The sequence below is a fragment of the Methanosarcina spelaei genome, assembly GCF_002287235.1.
Lineage (GTDB): Archaea > Halobacteriota > Methanosarcinia > Methanosarcinales > Methanosarcinaceae > Methanosarcina > Methanosarcina spelaei.
This window is the reverse complement of record NZ_LMVP01000352.1, coordinates 1-757: the sequence shown is the minus strand read 5'-3', so window position 1 is coordinate 757 and position 757 is coordinate 1. Positions and strand designations below refer to the sequence as shown.

The 757-nt window shown below is 39.0% G+C and carries 1 pseudogene; it reads left to right on the top strand.

What is annotated here, in order from left to right:
• Positions 1-335, top strand: a pseudogene (locus ASJ81_RS22870) (hypothetical protein); the annotation flags it as partial.
• Positions 336-757 lie beyond the last annotated feature (422 nt).

Genomic DNA, 757 nt, shown 5'->3' with positions numbered 1-757 from the left:
CCGGGAAAGTGTATCAAACTGCGGAAATATCATTTTTGCACCAGAACCGGTTATGTTATGTTTTCAAACAAAGACAAGCAGGCGAACAGGTATTGGGTTTACAAGAAGCTAAACGGACTTTGCCAAGAAGATATAGACAAGAAAATTGGCACGCATACAATGAGACGTTCAGAGCTACACATCTCCTAAAGAGGGATTTATGCAAAAGTCTCCAGTATCTTCAGCACAAGAATTTGGCTACTACCACAGCATACCTGAAGATAACCACTACAGACATTCAAAGGGAACTCGATGAATTCGGCAATCCTGTTACAAACATTATAAAATGGGAATGAGGGAGTTAGAATGGTTGAAAAACGACTCATAAAAGCTTGTCCTTACTGTGACAGTTCAGAAGTTCAACATAGCAGGAGGATCAGGAAGTACAATTGTGAAAGATGCAAACGGAGTTTTCCAGCCGCTAAAGTCATCACACGTGTAACGAGAGCACCTGGGAGACGTATGAATTTATCCATACCTAAGCGGGTTCCGTTGCGAAAAATCCTTTCTAATGATACAATAGAATAAAAAGAAAAACAAAGATAGTAATATGCGGTTGTGGTGCAAAAATGATATTTTCACAGTTTGATACACTTTCCCGGTGATGAGATAGATTAACTTTCCTAATTGTGAAAGTTTACACTGATTTTGTAACAAAGCCAGATTTTTTGCACCACAACGGAAAAAGGACTAATAGGAAGCCCAACAAACAGTGATA